Origin of the sequence: Granulicella sp. dw_53, assembly GCF_018449545.1 — a bacterium.
Taxonomy (GTDB): domain Bacteria; phylum Acidobacteriota; class Terriglobia; order Terriglobales; family Acidobacteriaceae; genus Edaphobacter.
In genome coordinates this window covers 1-18117 of the sequence record NZ_JAAVUR010000008.1, presented here as the reverse complement: position 1 = coordinate 18117, position 18117 = coordinate 1, and the positions used below count along the sequence as shown (strand labels likewise).

The window sequence follows — 18117 nt, the reverse complement described above, 5'->3', positions numbered from 1 at the left end:
GCCCTACCGATACCATGCTGATGAGAGGGTATCGCGTGGGTTTGAATCTGACGGCGCAACGCCCTTATACCAGAGGTGAACTTCTCACTTGGCGGTTATCCGGCGGTACTAGTCCGAAATCAATCCTAATGCATAGGACTGCATTCAACAAACTAATTCTCCATGGGTGATGCATGGGATGGCATTATTTCCAGGATAATGAACCCTTTTGAACCCTTTTCAGAGAATCGCCACTTTTGCTATTTACGGGCTACCTGCATCTGATTGATTTATATGTCTGTTTTGGTAGCGCCACCGGGGCTCGAACCCGGACTCTCAGCCTTGAAAGGGCCGCGTGTTAACCAGTTACACCATGGCGCCAAACACACACAACTTCCTACCGTTACAACTATATGCCGTCCGCATGGTCAGAACCTAAAAACTGACACGAAGGAAGGAGATTTGGTAGCGTTACCGGGGCTCGAACCCGGACTCTTCGCCTTGAGAGGGCGACGTGTTAACCAGTTACACCATAACGCCAAATCACACATTGAAGGAGGCTGTTCTCTCCAGCGCATTTTCAAAGTATAGCAAGCCCAATCCCTAAACTCAACCATTGCAGGGACAGACTTACAGCCCCAGCTTCTTGACCTCGTCGTTGTAATACTTCCGATAGAGGATGTCCCACTCCTGGGAGCCTTCCGTAATGATCTTCCGCTGCGACGAGATCTTCAGCCGCGCCGCCGCATCGATCTTGGTCTCTTCCATCAGCAGCTTTTCGAGCGCCTTGCGAGCCTCCTGGCGAATCGTATTCCGATCCTCCAGAAAGTCGACCTGCTCGATCTCCGCCAGCGTATCCGCGACCGTGTGAGCCAGCTTATTCAGTTTGTCGCGCGAGATCCTCACAGCACCGCCTTATACTTGCGCGCCAGCTCGTTCTTCACTTTTTTGAACATCTCCGGATAGCTGGCGCCAGTCTTCCGCATATCGTCCTGGAAGGCCTCGAGGATCACCCGAACCTCATCATTGATGCGGTCTTCGAGCGAAAGCTCGTCCACCATCGCCGCCGTCACCCGTTCATTCACCACAGCAGGATTCGCCGTCGCGATCATCTTCTCCGCAATCAGATGCTTCACCGTCTGACGCGCCAAATAACCTACATAATCTTTAGAAAAAATCATTGACTTTCCCTTGAATATATCATGCAAATCTTAGCCAGATCCGCCCGTATCCCCATCCATTACTTCTGCTTGCCCCCCTTCCGGTGCGGACATGCCTCTGTATTCAGACATCCCTCCGCCAGCCGCAGACGCTCCACCGGTCTCCCGTGCACCAGATGCTCCGTCACGATCTCCTCTACATCCTTGGCCTTCACAAATCCGTACCAGACCGCATCCGGATACACCACCACCACCGGCCCATGCTCGCACTGGTCCAGGCACCCCGACTCATTCGCCCGCACGCGGTTTTTCAGCCCCGCATCCTTCAGCGCGTCCTTGAAAGCCCCCTTCAGCTTCTTGCTGCCCTCAGGAAGGCAGCTCGGCCGAGCCGCGCTCTCATCCCGTTCATTCGTGCAGATAAACACATGCCGTTCGAACTTAGCCACGCCGTCCTCCGTCTCTCTATTCCAGCACAAGCCAGCCGACCCGCTTTTCTGAGACAATACTTGCTTGATGCAACCCGATAATCTCATCTCGCTCAAAGACGACATGGTCGCCTTCATCGCCGGCCACGGAATGCGCCGGCTCAATGGATACGTCACCGAAGAGGTTCCCACCGTAATCTTCGAAGAAGAAAACCCCGACGGATGGAAGGATTTCGTAGAACACGCCAAGGCCGCCGGAGCCCCCTTCGTCACCATGAGTGAGGTCGTGCTCGAGAAATCCGATATCGCGATCCTCCTCGATCAGCTCCGCGAACAGTCCTTCTCCGGCGATTCGGAAGACAACGCCGAGATCGACGACGCCGAATACCTCGTCAACCACGTCGGCAAGGTCGGCTACCTGCAGCTCGGCTTCGCCCACCAGGGCGTCATGTTTATCTTTGAGACCGCCACCGACTGGTACGACCGCTTCCAGACCCTCATCGAGACCGTCACCGATCTCGGCGGAATCGTAGTCGACGACGGCGATACGGAAGACTAGAGCTCCCCAAGCACACCTGAGCAACTGCTAAATGTCTACCGCACGATCCAGCCAACCCGACTGGACCATCCCGCCGCTCGCCCCTGACGCAGCGCAGCATCTGGCGACCCAGCTCGACTGCCCACTCCCCATCGCCGCCCTGCTTCTCTCCCGCGGCATCTCGGATACTGCGGCAGCACAAACCTTCTTCAGGCCCTCGCTCGATCAGCTCCACGATCCCCTGCTCATGCTCGGCATAACCAAGGCCGTGGCGCGCATCCAGCAAGCGATCCGCGACTCCGATCCCATCCTCATCTACGGCGACTACGACGTCGACGGCACCACCGCCACCGTCCTCCTCAAGACCGCCATCGAACGAATCGCCCCCAAAGAAAACCCCGCCCAGGTCACCTATCACGTTCCCCACCGCATCCGCGAGGGCTACGGCATGCAGACCGGCATCCTCGCCCAGGCGGCAGCAGCGGGCGTCCGCCTCGTCATCAGCGTCGACACCGGTATCCGCGCCTTCGCCGCCGCCGAAGAAGCCAAAGTCCTCGGCCTGGACCTCATCGTCACCGACCACCACCTCCCCGACGACGCCATCGGCATCCCGGAGGCCATCGCAGTCATCAACCCCGCCCAACACGACTGCCCCTACCCCAACAAGCACCTCTGCGGCGCCGCCGTAGCCTTCAAGCTCGCTCACGCAATTCTTCTGGCCTCTGCCCAGACCGCCCCCGACCCCGCGATCGAGCTCGAACGTCTCAACAAAAAGCTCCTTCCCTCCTTCCTCAAGCTCGTCGCCATCGCCACCGTGGCCGACTCAGTCCCTCTCATCGGCGAGAACCGCGCCATCGTCTCCCTTGGTCTACGCGAGCTGCGCAACCCCGTCCAGCCCGGCCTGCGCGCCCTCATGCAGATCGCCGAGATCCCCCTCAACCGCCCCCCGACCGCCACCGAGGTTGGCTTCCGCATCGCCCCGCGCATCAACGCCGCCGGCCGCATGGACATCGCCAGCGATGTCGTCGAGCTCTTTCTCACCAAAGACACCGCCCGCGCCACCACCCTCGCGGAAAAGCTCAACCGCCTCAACGACGACCGCCGCGCCACCGAAGCCCAGGCCCTCGCCGCCATCGAAACCCAACTCGAAGCCATCCGCACCCTGCCAGGTGATCTGGAAGGCGCATTCCCCGCCGGTTGCATCGTCCTCGACGATCCCGACTGGCATCGCGGCGTGCTCGGCATACTCGCCTCCCGCGTCGTCGACCGCACCGGCCGGCCAGCCCTCATCCTGACCCACGAAGACGGCCACGCCCACGGATCGGGCCGCTCCGTCCAGGGCTTTCACCTTCTGGACGCCCTCACCGCCGTCCACGCCGCCTCTGAAGCTGACGCCACGCTCGTCTTTACACGTTTTGGCGGCCACGCCCACGCCGTAGGCTTCTCCCTGCCCTCAGGCAACCTTCCCCTGCTTCGTGCCCGTATGGAGGCACACGCAACACCGCTCCTCACCTCGCCTCTGCTCTGCCCGCCTCTCGCCTGCGACGCTGAGGTGCTCCTCGGCGATATCTCTCCCTCCTTCTTCGAGTGGCTCACTCGCTGTGGCCCCTTCGGCATCGGCAATCCCGAGCCTATTCTCGTCACTTGCGGTCTCACCCTCGCCGCTCCCGTTCGCGTCATCAAGGACAAGCACATCTGCCTTACCCTTCGCCACGAAGGCTCTCCCAACACCGTCACCGCCCTCGGCTGGACCCGGCGTACCGACTGGCGACGCATCTCCGAAGATCTCCAGCTCCAGCCCGGATCCCACATCGACATCGCCTACCGCCTCAAAGAGAAGTCAAACCCCCGCTTTCCCGGCCTTGACCTCGAACTGGTCGATCTGCGTCTCAGTGTTTCCGCTGTGCCTCAATGAGCTTTCACGCGACCTTCTCGCCATGCAACCAATTGCATCGAAATGTTCTGCTTCGTTTGCGGTGCAGCGGCGTCTTATATACTGACTGCTGACCGGATGCCAACTCTACAAAAAAGCCGACCTGGCCCTCTTGCAATTTTGGGTATTGTTTTCGTTGCCGCACTTCTTGTCGTCCTTGGCGTCAAGTCGTTCTCACGCGATCTCGTCGAAGTACGCGCAGCTGGGGTCAATCACCAGAACCTCGTTAGCTCCGTCTCCACCAACGGTAAGGTCGAGCCCGTAGACGAGTTCCAGGCCCATGCTATGGCCCCTGGCGTCGTCGAAGAGATCTTCGTCGAAGTGGGACAGAAGGTCAAAGCCGGACAGCTCCTCGTCAAACTGAACGACTCCGACGCTGCCGCCCGTCTCGCCTCCGCGACCGCCGCGCTTCGCTCTGCCGAAGTCAGCGCCCACGACGTTCAGCAGAACGGCTCCCAGGACGAGCGCATCGGCATGGCAGGCGATCTCAACCGCGCCCAGATGCAGCAAAAGCAGGCGACCTCCGACGTGCAGGCCCTCCGCAGCCTCCAGCAGAAGGGCGCAGCCTCCGCCGCCGAGGTCACAGCCGCCGAACAGCGCCTCCTTACCGCGAACAGCACCTTGCAAAGCCTCCAGCAGCGGACCACGGGACGCTACAGCTCCGCCGAACGCGCTCGTTCGCAGGCTCAGCTTGTAGATGCTCAGGCCGCTCTGAAAGCAGCCAACGTCGGCTACGCCAGCGTCAATATCCGCACCCCCAAATCCGGAACGGTCTACTCCATTCCAGTAGCCGAATACGACTTCGTCCCCGCTGGCGAAGACCTCATGGACGTCGCCGATCTAAACCGCATCCAGATCCGGGCTTACTTCGATGAACCTGAAATCGGCAAGCTCGCTCCTGGTCAGGCCGTCAAGATCGTATGGGACGCCAAACCGACCCAGGCGTGGCACGGCCACATCGAACGCGCCCCCACCACCGTCATCACCTATGGCACCCGCAACGTCGGCGAATGCCTCATCACAGTCGACGACGCTCGCGGCGATCTGCTCCCAAATACGAACGTAACGGTCACCGTTACAACCGCGCAGCGCTTCAACGTCCTCAGCGTCCCGCGTGAGGCCCTGCACACCGAAGGCGGCGACTTCGTCTACCGCGTCATCGGCGGAAAGCTCATCAGAACCCCGGTAGTGATTGGAATCTTCAATCTGACCCGCGTCGAGATCGTCAGCGGCCTTACGGACAAGGATACGGTCGCCCTCAATGCCACCAGCAATCGCGACCTCTCACCCGGACTCGCCGTCAAGGTCATCGAATAGGGATGCCCACGGCCGCGCGCTCAGCATCGATCCTCTGCTTCGCTCTGCTACTCTTACTCCCGATGCTCCAGCCCTTAGCCCAGGCGGAAGACGCCTCCATCGCCAAGGCAAACACCTCCCTCCAGCAAGGAAAAGTCGACGAGGCCGCCGCAACCCTCCGTTCGATCCTCTCCACCCAGCCCACCAACGCTCTCGCCCACCAGCTTCTCTGCCGCGTCTTCTACGCGCAGGAGATGGCCGACCCCGCGATCCACGAGTGCGAACTCGCCATATCCAACGCCCCCAACAGTAGCGAGAATCACCTCTGGCTCGGCCGTGCCTACGGCTTGAAGGCATCGCACGCCAGCCCCTTCACCGCCTTGGGCCTTGCGAAAAAGGTCCGCGACGAGTTTGAACGAGCCGTGCAGTTGGATCCCAACGCTCCCCGTGCCGCCAGCGACCTCGGCCAGTTTTATATCAACGCTCCAGGTTTCGTCGGCGGCGGCAGCGACAAAGCCATGGCCCTGATCACCCGCATCGAGCCCCAGTTTCCCGTCTACTCTCATCGCCTCCGCGCCCTCCTGGCCGACAAGCAAAGCGACTCCGCCAAAGCCGAGGCCGAGTTCAAGGTAGCCATCGCCATAGGTAAGTCCGCAGCCGCCTGGATCGACCTCGCCGACTTCTACCAGCGCCATAAGCAGCCCGACCAGGCCGTCGCAGCCATCCAGTCCGCACTCGCTCTCCAACCGAAGAACGCCGCCCTGGTGGACGCTGCCAGTATCCTCACCACCGCCCATCGCTCGCCCGATCTCGCCGAGCGTTTACTCCGCGAATACCTCGCCTCTCCCGCAAAGACGGATGAAGCCCCCGCCTTCAAGGTCTACCTGCAACTCGGCAAACTCCTCGCCAAGCGCGGCGACTCTTCCTCGGCCCATACTCAATACGCCTCTGCCCTGGCACTGGCCAGCTCATTCGAACCCGCCCGCAAGGCTCTGCAAAGCTCGTGAACCTCTGGCCCATCTGCGCACCTGAACCGCCGAGCCCTCAGGAAAGCGGTACCATGAGCTTCAACGCATCTCAATCCGCGTCTCATTCGATCCTCATGACTTTGTTCGTCTCTGCTGCACCCAAAATACGCACTCCCCGCAGGCTCGGACTTCTTCGCGCCCTCGTCGCAGCGTCCTTCCTCGTCGGAGCCGCAACCTCTGCCCTGGCGCAGATCTCATTCACCACCGCCATCGATCTCGCCCTGCGCAACAGCCCCCGGGTCGGCGTCGCCCAGGCCGACGTCAACCGCTCCCTCGCCGCCCTCCGCGAATCCCGCGACGTCTACATCCCCAGCCTCGTCGGAAGCGCCGGCCTCGCCTACTCCTACGGCGCCCCTCTCGGCCAGCCGACCCTCTTCACCATCACCTCCCAGTCGCTGCTCTATAACGCCGCCCAGCGCGACTACATCAGTGCAGCCCGCGCCGGCCTCGAGGCCGCCAACCAGACCCTCCGCGAGATACGCCAACAGGTCGCCGAAGACGCCGCCATCACCTATCTAGCCCTCGACCGCGCCCAGCAGCGCAGAAACACCATGATCCAGGAACAGGGCTTCTCCACTCGGCTCGTATCCATCGTTCAGGTCCGCCTCGACGCCGGCCAGGAGAACACCACCGAGTTCCTTAAAGCGCGTCGCACCTCCGCACAAATCCACCTCCAGCTCATCCAGTTGGAAGACGAGGTAGACTCCTACGCCGACCACCTGGCCCGCCTCACCGGTCTGCCCGCCACCAACCTCCTCACCGTCACCGAAAGCATCCCGGCATTCCCCACCCCGTCGCCCTCCACGGACACCGTCGCCGACTCCCCCGGCGTCAAGGCCGCCTTCGCCAACGTCACCGTAAAGCGCCAGATCAACGCCGGAGACAAGCGCTACCTCTTCCGCCCTCAGGTCACCTTCTTCGCGCAATACAGCCGCTTCAGCAACATCAACAACTACTCCACCTACTACCCCGCCTTCAGCGACAACACCTTGAACGCCGCAGCCATCGGCGGTCAGATCACCGTACCTCTCTACGACCGCGTCCACCGCGACAAAGTATTGGAGTCCTCCGCCGACCTCCTCCACGCCGAACAGGACGCCCGGAACATTCGTAATCAGTTTCAGGAAGGACGCCTCAAGCTCCAGCACGCCTCCTCCGAGCTCTCCGCCCGCGTCGAACTTGCCTCCATCGACCGCGAGCTCGCCCAGAATCAGCTCGACGTCCTTCTCGTCCAACTTCAGGCCGGAGGCGGCTCCGGCAGCGCCCCCCTCATGACCCCGAAGGACGAGCAAAACGCCCGCATCCAGGAACGCCAGCGCTTTCTTGAGCTCCTCGACGCCGACTTCCAGCTCCACCAGGTACAGATCAACCTGCTTCGCCAGAGCGGCCAATTGGAAGATTGGCTCAAATCCGCCTCCCAGTCACAATCCGTCACCTCGGAGCTTGCGCCCCATTAATCCCACAAGCCTTTTCGAAGCAACCACCTCCGATCCATCCGAACCAAAGACGGAACCCCACCGGGATCCCCAGAAAAAAAACCTAACCCCTTTGCTAAATGGTAAACTTGAGAACTAGTATGCCTCTTAAAACGCTGTTCCTGAACCCGCCCTCCTTTGAGAAGTTCGACGGTGGTGCCAGCTCCCGCTGGCCCGCTACCCGCGAGATCGAATCCTACTGGTATCCCGTCTGGCTCACTTACCCGGCCGGAATGCTGGAAGGCTCTCGCCTTCTCGACGCGCCACCCCACCACATCAAGTGGCAGGAAGTCGTCGAAATCCTCAAAGACTACGAGTTCCTCGTCCTCTTCACCAGCACCATGGGCTGGGAAGGCGACCAGAAAATGGCCGAGGTCATCAAACAGACCTATCCCTCCATCAAGATCTCCTTCGTCGGGCCGCCGGTCACCACCTCGCCCGACAAGGCCCTCAACGAGTGCCCCGCCATCGACTTCATCTGCCGCCGCGAGTTCGACTTCTCCGTCGTCGAATACGCCAACGGCAAGCGCCTCGAAGAGATCCTAGGCGTCAGCTACAAGGACAAGGCCACCGGCAAGATCCTGCACAACCCCGACCGCGCGCAGGTCACCCCGGAGCAGCTCGACGAGATGCCCTGGGCCACCGAGATCTACCACCGCGACCTCGACGTCACCAAATACAACGTCCCCTTCCTCCTCCACCCCTACGTCTCGCTCTACTCCACCCGCGGCTGCCCGGCCCAGTGCACCTTCTGCCTCTGGCCCCAGACCCTCTCCGGCCACGCCTGGCGCAAGCGTTCGACAGACGACGTCGCCGCCGAGATGAAGCAGGCCAAGGAGCTCTTCCCCCACGTCAAAGAGTTCTTCTTCGACGACGACACCTTCAACATCCAGGCCGCCCGCACCATCGAGCTCTGCGAAAAGCTCAAGCCCCTCGGCCTTACCTGGTCCTGCACCTCTCGCGTCACCACCGACTTCGCCACCCTCAAAGCCATGAAGGAAGCCGGTTGCCGTCTGCTCATCGTCGGCTACGAGTCCGGCGACCCCCAGATCCTCAAGAACATCAAAAAGGGTGCCACCGTACAACGTGCGCTCGACTTCACCCGCGACTGCCACAAACTCGGCCTGGTCATCCACGGCGACTTCATCCTCGGCCTCCCCGGCGAGACCCGTGAGTCGATCCGCAACACCATCGAGTTCGCCAAGCAGCTCGACTGCGAGACCATCCAGGTCTCCATCGCGCACGCCTTCCCCGGAACCGAGTTCTTCGACTACGCAAAGGCCAACGGCTTCATCACCAACGAAGCCATGTCCGACGACGGCGGCCACCAGATGGCGCACATCGAATACCCCGGTCTCCCGGTCGAGTACGTCATGGAGATGGTTCACAAGTTCTACGACGAGTACTACTTCCGCCCGAAGGCCGCCTTCCGTGTCGTCTGGCAGGCCATCGTCAACCGCGACGTCCCCCGCCTCTACACCGAAGCCAAATCCTTCATGACCCTCCGCGCCCAGCGCAATAAGGCCGTCCGCGAAGTCAAGAAGGCCAATGCAATCAAGGCGCAGGAATCCGTCAGCATGAACGCCTAACTCTCGACCGCACCTCGAAGCGGCCAGCATGAATCTATGCTGGCCGCTTTTTCATTCGGCTCTTCGCTGCTCTGCCTGCATAGCCATCTGCTTGTTTAGAGCCTTTGTTTTACGCCGTCATCCTGAACGCAGTGAAGGACCCCTGTATTTCGATTTGGTCGTCCCCTCTGTTCGAAGCAACAACGTCGATCAAATCCGATATTTCGATCAGAAGTTCAGACTCAAGCATCTACCTCAGAGCCCCGATGAAACATACCCTCACCCCGCAGCGATATCTCGTCCTCCTCGCCGTCATGCTCACCGCGTCGATCGGGGATACCCTCTTATCGCACGGCATGTCGCAGGTAGGCCCCGTCTCCTTACACAACCTGGGCCTCCTCTTCACCGCGCTGAAGAATCCCTGGGTCATCGCCGGAATCCTCCTGCTTCTCGGCTTCTTCGCCAGCTATCTCACCGCCCTAAGCTGGGCCGACCTCACCTTCGTCCTTCCCTCCACCGCCGTCGGATACATCGTGGTCGCTATCATCGCCTACTTCTGGCAGCATGAGCACATCTCGCTCTACCGCTGGCTCGGCATCCTGCTCATCGTCTGCGGCGTAGGCTTCGTCGCCAACGGACCCTCCCTCACCGAGCACCCGGAACCGCTTCTCCCCGCAGGCACCGCCAAATGACCCCCGTCAGCACCTTCGAGACCTGGGCCACTATCGTAACTGTGGCCCTCACCGCCATCGCCGGAGACGTCCTCACCGCCGGAGCCATGCGCAGAATCGGCGACCTGGACCTCATCCGCGCCAAATCCGGCCTGCCCGGAGCCATCAAAGCCGTCGTAGGCAGCCCCATGTTCCTATTGGGCGTCCTCTGCATGGCGCTCAGTTTCTTCTCCCTGCTCTTCACCCTCAGCAAGGTAGAGGTCTCACTGGCCGCCCCCGCCAGCGCCTCCCTCACCTTCATCGGCAACGCCGCCGCCGCCAAGCTCTTCCTGAACGAAAACGTAGACCGCCGTCGCTGGTTCGCCGCCCTCTTCGTCTGCATCGGCGTAGCCCTCGTAGCCCACTAACGCCGCACAAGAAGATCCTTCGTCTCCATCGAGCCAGAGCAAAGCCACACACCCAGAGGCAAGACCAAATCGGTGTAATCCGTGCAAATCGGTGTTAAGCCTTCCTCAACCAGCCACCGATCAAGCCACAACCCGGTTCCAAGCCGCCATCCCCATCCCCCGTCCCAGGATCGCCAGCTTCCCCGTAGTAGGCACACTCACCCGCTCCGAAAACACATCGCCATTCGCACGCCCGATCCGCACCAGCAGCTCGTGATAGATCGTCACCAGCACCCAAAGCGCCGCCCGGCTGTCCCGATCGATCAGAGGCAGTAGCTTTGCAGCCGATCCATAGTACCCCTCCGCCTTCGCCCCCAACGAAGCCAGCATCGCCCGCTCGTTCGGCTCCATCGCACTCCCCGCCGACAGCTCTAGCACCCGCTCCACACTCACCCCAAACTCCCCCAGCAGGTCGAGCGGCAGATACACCCTTCCCCGCTCCGCGTCCTCCTTCACATCCCGCAGAATATTCGTCAGTTGAAACGCCACGCCCGTCTCCTCGGCCAGCTTCTCTGCTCGTGGATCGCTGTACCCAAAGATACGGATGCAAACCAGCCCCACCACCGAAGCCACCAGGTAGCAGTACCGGTAGAGCTCCTCGAAGGTGGCATACGTCTGCACGCTCCCCTCTGCTCCCGGCTCCAGATCGAGATCCATCGTCGTCCCCTGCACCAACTGGTCCAGCAGCTCATCCGAGATCCCGAACCGCCCCTGCGCATCCCGCACCGCGACAAACACCGCGTCCTCCGACACCGCGCCCGCCTGCACCGCCCGCCACTCCGCCACCCACTTCGCCATCACCCCGCGCCGCTCGGCGATAGAGATCGACTCATCATCGGCGATATCGTCCGCCCGCCGCATGAACGCGTACATCGCGCACATGGCATCGCTCTTATGTCGAGGCAACACCCGAAACGAGTAGTAAAAATTCTTTGCCTCACGCCGCGCGATCACGCGGCACTCCAAATAAGCCTCTGCTACCGTCACCGTGAAAACCCCATCCGCGCCTTGGACATCAGCGCTCCGGCCAGCAGCGACAACTTCTTCACCTTCGTCACTACCGGGCGCCCACGCAGCACATCGTAATCCTGCGCCACGATCTCATCCAGAATCGCCTCGCCACCCTTGCGAAACAGATCCAACGTCACCGCCAACTCTGGATCCACCCGTCCGCTGATCGCTCCGCCCTCTAACAGCATCGCCCTCGTCCTCGTCACCAGCTCCTGCATCATCGCCCGAAACTCCAGCGTAAACACTCGACCTTCAATCTGCCCCTCATCCACCCCAAACCTCACCAGCGACTCCTCCGGAATATACCGCCGCCCGCGCTCCGCATCCTCCACCACATCCTGCCAGAGGTTCGCCAGTTGCAGAGCCGTACAAAACTTGTCCGATAGCAGCGCCAGCTCCTCCTCCCGATACCCGCATAGCAATAACACTAACCGGCCTACAGAATTCGCCGAATGATGCGAATACTCCAACAATTCCTCCCATGTCTGGCAAACCGGCCTCACCTCGTCCAACTGAAACCCCCGCACCAGATCCAGGAAGAGTATCCGAGGTAGATCGAACTCCACAATCGTCTCCCGCAGCGCCACGAACACCGGATGCATCGACCGCTCCGGAGCGTCATAGCACTCATCCAGCATCCCCTGCCACGAACGCAGCACCCGCAACGCCGCCTGCGGATCAGCCGTCTCCCCCACCAGGTCAGCCAACACCCGGCGGTACGCGTACAGGCACTCGAAGTGCGTTCTCAACCTCTTCGGCAGAAAAAACAGAGCCACCCGAAAGTTCTCAGAAGGGGAACTCGTCAACTCCCGACACCAGGCCCGCGCCTCCTCCAGCGTCGGCCTCTCCTCCACTCTCTGGGGCTCCGCTGGAACGTTCTCGAACGAATCACGCATCGCAACGCTCCCCGTCATCGCGGCACGCCACCCGGAAATACCGCCGTCTTGATCTCCCGGCCACTCGTCGCCCGGTCCAGCATTCGGTCGAAGATCGCCGGAACCTCCTCCAGCCCTACACGCCCTGTAATCGCCTCCGCGCTCTTGAAGCGGCCACTGGCGATCAGCTCAAACGCCGTCCTGCAGGTCGCCGGAGTGTGATGAAAGCTCGCCTTCAACGTAATCTCGCCATAGTGCAGCCGGTTCGTATCCAGCTCCACCCTCGTCCCGCTCGGCGGACCGCCAAAGAAGTTCACCACCCCGCCCTTCCGCACCATATCCACCGCCCACTCCCAGGTCATCGGAGTCGCCACCGCCTCGATCACTACATCCGCCCCACGCCCCTCCGGCGTCAGCGCCCTGGCCGCCTCCACCACATCGACACCCTCGCCGATCTGCACCACCTGCTCCGCTCCAAACAGCCTCGCCGTCTCCACCTGGTCGTCTCGCTTCACCACGGCGATCACATGCACCCCACTCAAAGCGGCCACCTGCATGAACATCACCCCAATCGGTCCCGCCCCAATCACGATCATCGAGCTTCCCGCCTGCGCTCCGCTCTCCTCCATCCCCCGCACCACGCAAGCCAGCGGCTCCGTCAGAGCCGCATGCTCGAACGGAACCCCATCCGGGATCAGCAGCGTATTCTTCTCCACAATCCTCGCCGGAATCCGTATAAACTCCGCATAAGCCCCATTGTTGAAGATCAGGTCCTCACAAAGGTTCTGCTGTCCATGCCTGCAAAAAAAACACACGTCGCAGGGAGCGGAGTTCAGAGCCACCACCCGATCCCCTGCCTTGAACGCGGTCACCCCTGCTCCAACCTCCACCACCGTCCCGGCTAATTCATGGCCAAACGGCATCGGAGGCTTCAGCATCATGGCGTGATATCCCCTGCGATACACCTTCAGATCGGTCCCGCACGTCAGCGCTACCCCTACACGGACCACGAGCTCCCCTGCGCAAGCATGCGGAATCGGCACCTGCTCCAATCGTAGGTCTTCCTTGCCGTGCAGCACCGCCGCCATCATCCTTTGAGTCATCCCCTCTATCTTCTCATTCCTGCCCCCTCACCGCACCTTCAATCCCTCCCCAAACTGCTCACAAGTCCAATCAAAACTTGATACAGTCGGTTGCCCCCACCCCGCATCTGATACATTGAGCCAGATAACCAATGTCCTTCGTCTCTCCAGAGATCTTCGCCAAGCAGAAAGTCGCGGCCATCCAGGATTACTCAGTCCTCGCCGGTCGCGCCTTCGCGAATCTTTTTTCCAGCCCCCGTTACTGGGCCGATATCTTCACCCAGATGGACTCCATCGGCTTCGGCTCCCTGCCCATCGTCGTCCTCACCGGTTTCTTTACCGGGTGCGTCCTTGCCCTCCAGTCCTCCACCTCCCTGCAGGAGTTCGGCGCCGTCAGCATGACCGGCAACCTCGTCGCCCTCTCCATGGTCAAGGAGCTCGGTCCCGTCCTCACCGGCCTCATGGTCTCCGGCCGCAACGCCTCCGGCATGGCCTCCGAGCTCGGCTCCATGAAGGTCACCGAGCAGATCGACGCCATGCGCGCCCTCGGCACCGACCCCGTCCGCAAGCTCGTCACTCCGCGCCTCAGCGCCACCATCTTCATGCTCTTCTTCCTGACCATCATGTCCGACGCCGTGGGCATCGCCGGTGGAGCCCTGGTCAGCGTCGCCCTCCTCGGCCTCAACGCCTCGACCTACTTCCACAACTCCTACCGCGCGCTCGTCTACGCCGACGTCGTCCAGGGCCTCACCAAACCCCTCTTCTTCGGCTTCATCATCGCCAGCGTCGGCTGCTACTTCGGCATGAACACCAAGGGCGGAACCCAGGGAGTAGGGCGCGCCACCACCCAGGCCGTCGTCGTCTCCTCCGTCTTCATCATCGTGGTCGACTTCCTCATCAGCCGGCTCATGATCGGCATCTTCGGCAGGTAACCCTTGACCATGCCCGAGTCCGAACTCCAAACCGACGCCAGCCAGACAAAACCCGAAATCACGGACCCCGTAGTCTCCTTCGAGAACGTCTCCATCTCCTTCGACGACAAGGTCGTCCTCAAGGACATCTCCTTCATCGTCCACCCCGCCGAAACCCGCATCATCCTCGGCCCCGCCGGCTGCGGCAAGTCCGTCCTCATGAAGCTCGCCAACGGCCTCATCAAGCCCGACTCCGGAACCATCCGCGTCTTCGGCGAAGACGTCACCGCCATGCGCGAGGTAGACCTCTTCAAGCTCCGCGCCCGCATCGGCATGGTCTTCCAGGAATCGGCCCTCTTCGACTCCCTCTCTGTCGAAGACAACGTAGCCTACCGTCTCCACGAAGAACTCATCCCCGAAGACGAATCCCACAAACGCGTCGAAGAGGTGCTCAACTTCGTCGATCTGGCCAACGCCATCGACAAGTTCCCCTCCGAACTCTCCGGCGGAATGCGCCGGCGCGTCTCCATCGCCCGCGCCATCATCACCGGCCCTGATCTCATCCTCTACGACTCCCCCACCGGCGGCCTCGACCCCATCACCTCGACCACTATCGTCGAACTGGTCGTCAAACAGCGCGACGTCTCCCACACCACCTCGCTGCTCATCACCCACCGCCTGCAGGACGCCTTCACCCTCGCCACCCACCACTTCGACCAGGCCGCCGGCAAGATGGAGCGCATCCCCAACAACGGCATCGACGACAGTACCCGCTTCCTCGTCCTCAACGAAGGCAACGTCGTCTTCGACGGCTCAACGCTCGATCTCGTCCACTCCACCGACCCCTTCATCCGCGAGTACCTCGGCGAGAACACTCCCGACAAAGCCGGCGATTAGGGGAAAACCCGCTTCAATACCGGAACCGGCGTCTGATACGAGTATCGAAGACTGCCATCCGAGCTCCCAACAAACGTCTCGAGAAAAAGTTGCCGGTTCTCTAGGTCCCGATAGTCCAACGTCATCGTCGGACCATCGAGTGTCAGGTTTAAAAAGCCATTCCACCCGCCATTGCTTCCATCCCCGATCGGATAGTCGCACCTCGAATCGTAAAACGTAATCGGAGCCTTCTCCGGATCCGGCGTACCACACTCGACCGGCATTCCTCCGTTGCCCACGCACCGGCCATAGCACCGAATGCTCCCATCGGGAGAAAAGACGTCGTAGATGGCAAGCCGATGCTCATGGCCCCATATCCAGACCACCTCTTGCCCTGCGAAGAACTCCTGGAGCTGCTCCGCCGGGCGTGTAAACGCCGCGTCCGGAAATGCGCTGAAGTACTGATGGTGCGACAACAACAAAGTCGGCTTCTTATCTTCCTGCGGCCTGACATTCGTCCGAAGCCAATCGATCAACTCATCCGGAAGATGACAATCCACCCTGAAGAAGGGGTCCTTGGGGAGAACGTCGGGGATCTCCCCAAGGATAGGAAAACCGAAAGAGTTATACCCTGTGTCGAGCCCGAGAATGCGCCACGCGGACGTCTCCAGGCAAAAGAAACTAGCCTTCTGGCTCCCACCCGCCCCCGTCTCACAGTACGACAACATCTCTCCGAAGTAAGGAGCGCCACCTCCATACATCTCATGGTTCCCCAACATCGCGAACGTACCGACAGAGCCCTTAGGAAAAGACACAGGCGTGTACTTGTCTGTCATCTGGCCAAGAAAGTTCTCCTTCACCTCGCTGTCATCTCCCACGTAGTAGATATCGCCGAGATGGATTGTGTAATCCGCCTTACAAGCCGACATCTTCTCCGCCACCTTATAAGACTCGTTGGACCCTGTACCCCAGTCCCCGGCAATCGAAATCTTGATGACCTCTCCTCCATCAGCGGCTCGAAGCGGGTAAACGCCATCTCTCCCATCCGCCAGATAGGTCGGATACGGCTTATGTTTCCCATGCCATATCCCCTTCAGGTAGTCCCAGCCGTAAGGAATCAGGTGCACCCCCTGCGTCAGAAACCTATACAGCATCGGCCGGTCCGCATCGGGTTCCAGTCTAGTCTTCATCTGCTGAAATCGAGCCATGACCCGCGTTCGGCCAAGCCAGGGAATATTGCTGAGTTTCGCGACGGAGAGCGATTTGAACCGCGGGGATCGAGTCTTAGATTCAGGCATTCTTCTTTTCTTCTCAATCGGAGGATCGCGCACGCTCGTTGGAACGAGCTTCCTGAAGAAGACACCCTACAAGCTAGGGTTATTCCCTCATAACCTGCGTAGTTAATCCCAAAGATCGGCAACGCCGGACCTCTCGTGAATAAAGCGATCCCTGTTGTGTTTCCCGATAGGCATCACAACAGGAGAGACGCTTGCACATTATTGTTGTTGCGATCGGTACGGCAGGAGATATAAATCCCTTGCTCGGTCTAAGCCGTACATTTGCGAGACACGGGCACAGAGTATCGTTTTGCACGCATCCGCCATTTGCCCATGCAGTCGAACGTTGCGGACTGCGATTCCTGCCACTGGGAACGGACAAGGGATATCGGGACGCAGTAGGTAACCCGGAGCTCTGGAACCCACGCACTCCGTTCAAAGAGATATGGACGCAACTGGCCCCCACCATTCGGGCCGTATTCGAGATTCTGCAATCCGAAGTAGAGGACGACACCGTGATCGCGTGCCATACCATCGCCTTCGGTGCAAGGTTGTTTCAGGAGAAGTACGGCGTCCCACTCCTTACTCTGCAAGTAACCCCATCCACCTTCCCCTCCGCAAAAGAACCTCCCATCGACAAGCATTTAACGATACCGCGAACGTTGCCCTACCTCCTGCGAGTGGCCTGGCTATGGGCGCTCGAGCGAGGCCTCATAGATCGAATCATGGGTGCCGATATCAATCGCTTTCGCGCCGAACTTGGGCTATCGCCCGTGAAACGAATTATGAGCAATTGGGTATATTCGCCCCAGGGAGTGCTCGGACTCTTTCCTGCATGGTTCGCCCCAATCCAGACGGATTGGCCTGCAAACTTCACATTGACCGGCTTCCCTCTCTTCGACCAGTCGGGTCTTCGTCAGATCGACGCTGAGTTGGAGAACTTCTTGGCCGACGGCCCACCCCCGGTCGCCTTCACTCCCGGTTCAACTCTAGTGGATGGGCTGTCCTACTACACTGCGGCGGCAAACGCATTGGACGCACTCGGCCAGCGGGGCATCTTCTTGGCCAGCGATGGAAAGACACTACCAACCCTGACGCCGAACGTGATAGCCCGTCCCTATGTGCCCTTAAGCAAGTTGCTTCCTCGCGTCAAAGCCCTGGTGCATCACGGCGGCATCGGCACAGTCTCTCAGGCCTTTGCGTCCGGCACACCTCAACTCGTCACACCATTTGCATTCGATCAATTCGACAACGCCGAACGCGTGGAACGCCTGAGGTGCGGCCTCCAGATCGACTCGAAGCAAATCGCCTCGAAGATGCTGCCCTCTCTAAGAAGCCTCCTGGAAGACGAAGACATCCACAAAAATTGTGCGACGGTCCAGTCCTGGACCAACCCAGGCGAGATCGCTTCCCTCATGGCATTGTCCGCCATGGAAGCTCTGTCGCCTCGAACGCTCTCAAAGATCAGGTGATACATGGCGTCGCCAGGGTCCATCGTCGAACTCATTCAGGACCCCGGTTCGACATTCAATCAGCGCCGGCAGGCTGGCCTGCCATCGTCATTGT

Annotated in this window: 18 protein-coding genes and 2 tRNA genes; 11 read left to right on the top strand and 9 right to left on the bottom strand. The window is 60.6% G+C overall.

Annotated elements, in window-relative coordinates; genetic code table 11:
- Positions 1-283: 283 nt before the first annotated feature.
- The 5 genes from HB393_RS13575 to HB393_RS13555 all read right to left on the bottom strand — a co-directional run bounded on the left by HB393_RS13575 (position 284) and on the right by HB393_RS13555 (position 1585).
- Positions 284-360 (bottom strand) — tRNA-Glu (locus tag HB393_RS13575).
- An 82-nt stretch (positions 361-442) separates the two neighbouring features.
- Positions 443-519 (bottom strand) — tRNA-Glu (locus tag HB393_RS13570).
- A gap of 90 nt (positions 520-609) precedes the next feature.
- On the bottom strand, positions 610-885 hold the full coding sequence (locus HB393_RS13565; RefSeq protein WP_213805732.1) for a DUF507 family protein: 276 nt from the start codon (positions 883-885) through the stop codon (positions 610-612).
- Positions 882-1160, bottom strand: a complete 279-nt coding sequence (locus HB393_RS13560; protein ID WP_213805731.1) for a DUF507 family protein — start codon at positions 1158-1160, stop codon at positions 882-884. Before HB393_RS13560 ends, HB393_RS13565 begins: the two co-directional genes overlap by 4 nt.
- Positions 1161-1219: 59 nt before the next feature.
- On the bottom strand, positions 1220-1585 hold the full coding sequence (locus HB393_RS13555; RefSeq protein ID WP_213805730.1) for a (2Fe-2S) ferredoxin domain-containing protein: 366 nt from the start codon (positions 1583-1585) through the stop codon (positions 1220-1222).
- Between the two features lie 67 nt (positions 1586-1652).
- Here HB393_RS13555 and HB393_RS13550 point away from each other — a divergent pair, with 67 nt between their 5' ends.
- The 8 genes from HB393_RS13550 to HB393_RS13515 all read left to right on the top strand — a co-directional run bounded on the left by HB393_RS13550 (position 1653) and on the right by HB393_RS13515 (position 10480).
- On the top strand, positions 1653-2123 hold the full coding sequence (locus HB393_RS13550; RefSeq protein WP_213805729.1) for a hypothetical protein: 471 nt from the start codon (positions 1653-1655) through the stop codon (positions 2121-2123).
- Between the two features lie 31 nt (positions 2124-2154).
- A complete protein-coding gene (gene recJ, locus HB393_RS13545) occupies positions 2155-4017 on the top strand; it encodes a single-stranded-DNA-specific exonuclease RecJ (RefSeq protein ID WP_213805728.1) in 1863 nt (620 codons plus the stop codon).
- A gap of 138 nt (positions 4018-4155) precedes the next feature.
- Positions 4156-5352, top strand: coding sequence for an efflux RND transporter periplasmic adaptor subunit (locus HB393_RS13540; protein WP_255551094.1), 1197 nt, complete (start codon positions 4156-4158; stop codon positions 5350-5352).
- Positions 5353-5354: 2 nt separating this feature from the next.
- Positions 5355-6338 carry a tetratricopeptide repeat protein gene (locus HB393_RS13535; protein ID WP_213805726.1) on the top strand — a complete coding sequence of 328 codons (984 nt, stop codon included), beginning with the start codon at positions 5355-5357 and terminating at the stop codon, positions 6336-6338.
- A gap of 53 nt (positions 6339-6391) precedes the next feature.
- Entirely contained in the window at positions 6392-7816 is a 1425-nt protein-coding gene (locus HB393_RS13530) for a TolC family protein (RefSeq protein ID WP_213805725.1), read from the top strand.
- Positions 7817-7935: 119 nt separating this feature from the next.
- A complete protein-coding gene (gene hpnJ / locus HB393_RS13525) occupies positions 7936-9423 on the top strand; it encodes a hopanoid biosynthesis associated radical SAM protein HpnJ (RefSeq protein WP_213805724.1) in 1488 nt (495 codons plus the stop codon).
- Positions 9424-9668: 245 nt separating this feature from the next.
- Positions 9669-10094, top strand: a complete 426-nt coding sequence (locus HB393_RS13520) for an EamA family transporter (protein ID WP_213805723.1) — start codon at positions 9669-9671, stop codon at positions 10092-10094.
- A complete protein-coding gene (locus tag HB393_RS13515; protein WP_213805722.1) occupies positions 10091-10480 on the top strand; it encodes an EamA family transporter in 390 nt (129 codons plus the stop codon). The genes HB393_RS13520 and HB393_RS13515 overlap by 4 nt, the downstream gene beginning before the upstream one ends.
- Before the next feature lie 120 nt (positions 10481-10600).
- On the opposite strand, the gene HB393_RS13510 is transcribed toward HB393_RS13515, so the two are convergent.
- From HB393_RS13510 to HB393_RS13500, 3 genes are read right to left on the bottom strand one after another with little or no spacing between them, the layout of a single operon-like run.
- A complete protein-coding gene (locus HB393_RS13510) occupies positions 10601-11506 on the bottom strand; it encodes a squalene/phytoene synthase family protein (protein WP_213805721.1) in 906 nt (301 codons plus the stop codon).
- Complete coding sequence (gene hpnC, locus HB393_RS13505; RefSeq protein ID WP_213805720.1) at positions 11503-12426, bottom strand: squalene synthase HpnC; 924 nt, start codon at positions 12424-12426, stop codon at positions 11503-11505. The genes HB393_RS13510 and hpnC overlap by 4 nt, the downstream gene beginning before the upstream one ends.
- 14 nt (positions 12427-12440) lie before the next feature.
- Entirely contained in the window at positions 12441-13508 is a 1068-nt protein-coding gene (locus HB393_RS13500) for a zinc-binding dehydrogenase (protein WP_255551091.1), read from the bottom strand.
- Between the two features lie 131 nt (positions 13509-13639).
- On the opposite strand from HB393_RS13500, the gene HB393_RS13495 reads away from it, so the two are divergent.
- Together HB393_RS13495 and HB393_RS13490 are read left to right on the top strand one after the other, a co-directional pair.
- The gene (locus HB393_RS13495) at positions 13640-14419 is read left to right on the top strand and encodes an ABC transporter permease (protein WP_213805719.1); all 780 of its coding nucleotides are present in this window, start codon (positions 13640-13642) and stop codon (positions 14417-14419) included.
- 9 nt (positions 14420-14428) lie between these two features.
- On the top strand, positions 14429-15295 hold the full coding sequence (locus tag HB393_RS13490; RefSeq protein ID WP_213805718.1) for an ATP-binding cassette domain-containing protein: 867 nt from the start codon (positions 14429-14431) through the stop codon (positions 15293-15295).
- Here HB393_RS13490 and HB393_RS13485 read toward each other — a convergent pair.
- Positions 15292-16572, bottom strand: a complete 1281-nt coding sequence (locus tag HB393_RS13485) for a metallophosphoesterase (RefSeq protein WP_213805717.1) — start codon at positions 16570-16572, stop codon at positions 15292-15294. The two genes, HB393_RS13490 and HB393_RS13485, sit on opposite strands and share 4 nt — an antisense overlap.
- A 764-nt stretch (positions 16573-17336) precedes the next feature.
- On the opposite strand from HB393_RS13485, the gene HB393_RS25235 reads away from it, so the two are divergent.
- Entirely contained in the window at positions 17337-18023 is a 687-nt protein-coding gene (locus tag HB393_RS25235) for a nucleotide disphospho-sugar-binding domain-containing protein (RefSeq protein ID WP_255551089.1), read from the top strand.
- Positions 18024-18117 lie beyond the last annotated feature (94 nt).